The organism is Bacteroides sp. OF04-15BH (genome assembly GCF_003477995.1).
In the GTDB taxonomy this organism is placed as follows: Bacteria; Bacteroidota; Bacteroidia; order Bacteroidales; family Bacteroidaceae; genus Paraprevotella.
In genome coordinates, this window is the sequence record NZ_QUEM01000063.1 from 3,195 (window position 1) to 6,441 (window position 3,247).

Here is a 3,247-nt window from a genome sequence, read left to right on the forward strand (position 1 = left end):
TTTGCTTTCCTTGTCCCCGTAGTCACGGGTAAGCTGGCTGTAATCCTGAAAGCCCAGCAGAACCGCCACTTTGTTGCTTCGGGCGGTTGCAATCAGATTGTCAAGCCCACGAAAATATATGGTCGGTAGTTCATCTATTATCACCGAACTTTTAAGCTGACCTTTCTTGTTTATCAGCTTCACGATACGGGAATTATACAGCCCCAGTGCCGCCGAATAGATGTTCTGACGGTCGGGGTTGTTGCCGACAACCAAGATTTTAGGCTCTGCCGGGTTGTTGATGTCCAGTGAAAAATCATCGCCCGTCATTACCCAGTAAAGTGCCGGGCTTATCATCCTTGAAAGCGGGATTTTCGCACTGGCTATTTGCCCCTGTAACTGTTCGACCGCCGAACTCTCCCAAGCATCCACGAATGGAGAAAGGTAGTTTTCCAGTTCGGGATAGCTGCGCAAAATCGTGAAAACATCGGCGTATTTCTTGTTCAGCAGTTCTATGGCATGGGGAAACGTGCAATACTTACCGCCCTGATAGATGCGCAAATACCAAATTATAGCCGCCAAAAGGATAATCGGACTTTCCACGAAAAAATCACCCTGTTTGCTTATCCAACTGCGATTAAGGTTAAGCATAATCGTATAACTGGCTTCGTAGGCATCCGCAATGTCCGACATGAAGCTGGCGTTTATCGGGTTGCATCGGTGGCTCTTGCGTGGGTCATCAAAATTAATAACGTAAAACTTCGGCTTCACCTTGTAACCGTCCAAATGGTTAAGCAAATGATTATAAGCGATTTCTGAAAGGTCAGGGAACTTATAATCATAACAATATAAGGCAAAACCTTTCTCTATCTGCTGTTTAATGTAGCTATTTACCACCGCATAAGACTTACCACTGCCCGGTGTTCCCAATACAAGGCTGGCACGGAACGGATTTACAACATTTATCCAGCCGCTATTCCATTTCTTGTTATAATAAAACCGGGTCGGCAAATTTACGGAATATTCGTTTTCGATAAGTCTTGTTTCCTGTATGAAACTTTCGTTCTCGGTATTAAAGACATCATCCATAAGGTTGTTCTTCAACAGGCGGGACATCCACGTACCCGCCATGAGCATACAGATGTAACCCGCCGACAGCGTGGCGATATAAAATACCGTACCTGCCGTGTGTGGCAGGGGAAGTTCCAGCATCCACCAGTTCAGGAAAAACAGCACCACACCCGCCGCAAGGCTACAATGTATCTTCGTCCACGTTATTTTTTCCTCTTTCACGCCCTTAGTGCCAATGCACGACAGGGCGAGGAACACCACCGAAAATAGTTTTGTCCATAAGATAGACGAGAACAGCCCGGTAGTGCGCTGGAAGTTCCACAGTATCTTGTCTATCACTTCAAAGGTCACTCCCCACTCTTTCAGGGTGGAGTAACAGAACCAGTACACGTTTATTCCCACGAATAAAATACTGACAGCCCGCATAAAGTCCATGACCCTTGCAAGCCCTCTCAAATCATCTTCTTGCTGCATAATTGTATATTTTTTTAGGTAGTCAAGGCGCCTTGTGCGCTTCTTTTTCTTCTTTCTCTTTTGGCGGGCGGTGTCCTGCGGCTCCTCACCGCCTGATGCACCGCCGCCCAGCAAACCGCCGAAAGCACCCAGCACGGAAGCCACGCCCGAAACGATGTCGGCTTTCGGCGTGAAGCCCGGCTGTTCTTGATGCGTGGATTGTTCCCGCTGTATATCCGTTTTTCTTTCATCGGAATACAGGTCGTTGAACACGTTCGCCGAATACTCCTTGCCCAAGCGAGAACCGTTCAGCACCACCCGGCTGTCGTGGTCGATGAACGTAACGCCATAGATGCGCCCGCTGTCGTTCTGACGGAATACCACGTCAATGCCCTGTTTCTTTAGCTGCTGTTCCAATTCCTTGCGGCTACGGGCAGTCTGCATGGCAGTGGCGACAATCTTCCGGGTGCGTTCTTTCAGTTTCCCGTTCTTGATTGCCTCGCCCGATTTCTCCATTCTGCGCTGTACCGCTTCATAGCCCACCGACTTGCCGATGCGGGAAGCCTTTACCGGGTTACCCACCTTTTCGCCCTTGTCATTGGCAGTGGAATAGACAATGCCTTGATAGGGTTTGCCGTTTACCTCGCCTTTGACTTCCTCGGCGCATATATTATAGGTGGCAAGCAACGCCTTGTACTCCCCGAATGAATGGAAGCGGTAGCCATAGCAAGCCGCTTTCACGGTGTTGCCGATTTGGTGCTTCACGTCCCCGGCGGTGTAGTCCACCTTTTTAAGTTCCGGGCGTTCCGTCCTCGCTTTCCTCTCTGCCGGGTGCAGGTTGTATTTCTTTTCCAGTTCACGGGTGATTTGCTTGCTGCGCCGATGCTCAAACCTGTCATTCAGCGGTCTGCCGTTCTCGTCCACCCGCAACCCTACGATATGGATATGGTGGCGGTCGATGTCTGTGTGCTTGTACACCAAATAAGGCTGGTCGCCGTAGCCCAACTTCTGCATATACTCCCGTGCGATGTCGGAAAGCTGCTGGTCGGTCAGCACGTCTTCCGGGTGCGGGTTTATGGAAATATGCAGTATCGGCTTCTTGGTGGATAGCTGGACGGGCATCTGCATTTCGAAGCTGCGCATACACTCGCCGATAGAGAAATTCCCGTCCTCGCTTAACAGCATCCGGTTGGAGAAAAGCACCTTTGCTTCCTCGCTGTCCACTTTGTTTTGGTTGTATGCCAGTGCGCCGAACATATTGCCGCCCGTGCTTATTTTGGCAACCATAGTTCCTTGCACTCGTTTGTCAGGTCGATAACCTGACGGTTCAACATAGCCAGTTCGGTGGTCACTTTCTCCAGTTTATAGAGAAAAGCCAGTGCCTTTTTCTCCGAAAAGTTACTGTGCAACGCCTTTACAACTTGGTTGTAATTGACCGCAACCGCCCGGAACTGGGCGTAAAATTCAGTCAGCCGGGCGCAGTATTCTACCGCCGACTTGTCCACTTTCACCACCCGGAACGGTTCGCCGAACAGCCGGGCAGCGATGAAACGGGACTTGCTCGTAACGCCAGACTGCTCCCACTGCGAGAGGAAGCGGGCGTTCTCCCGGTCATTCAGGTAAAGGACATGGCGGTGCTTCGCCGGGTCTGCGAGGGCGGGGCGACCGCCCTTGTTGGTTCTTCTTGTTTCCATACTTCTTTGAATTAAAAAATTACGACTTCGGAGTGATTTTTACCCCCGCA

The 3,247-nt window shown here is 50.3% G+C and carries 2 protein-coding genes and 1 pseudogene; all 3 read right to left on the reverse strand.

From position 1 onward, the window contains the following. A partial coding sequence (locus tag DXA74_RS15350; RefSeq protein ID WP_233550584.1) for a YWFCY domain-containing protein occupies positions 1 to 1,524 on the reverse strand: 1,524 nt, incomplete at its 3' end. A gap of 96 nt (positions 1,525 to 1,620) precedes the next feature. After that, a pseudogene (gene mobB, locus DXA74_RS16890) lies at positions 1,621 to 2,790 on the reverse strand (conjugal transfer protein MobB); the annotation flags it as partial. Continuing rightward, positions 2,775 to 3,197, reverse strand: a complete 423-nt coding sequence (gene mobA / locus DXA74_RS15360) for a conjugal transfer protein MobA (RefSeq protein ID WP_004329664.1) — start codon at positions 3,195 to 3,197, stop codon at positions 2,775 to 2,777. The gene mobA and the pseudogene mobB, both read right to left, overlap by 16 nt. Between the last annotated feature and the right edge of the window lie 50 nt (positions 3,198 to 3,247).

Excerpts from the sequence above, each read along its gene's own strand:
- mobA (WP_004329664.1), bottom strand. The coding sequence starts at position 3,197 with ATGGAAACAAGAAGAACCAACAAGGGCGGTCGCCCCGCCCTCGCAGAC.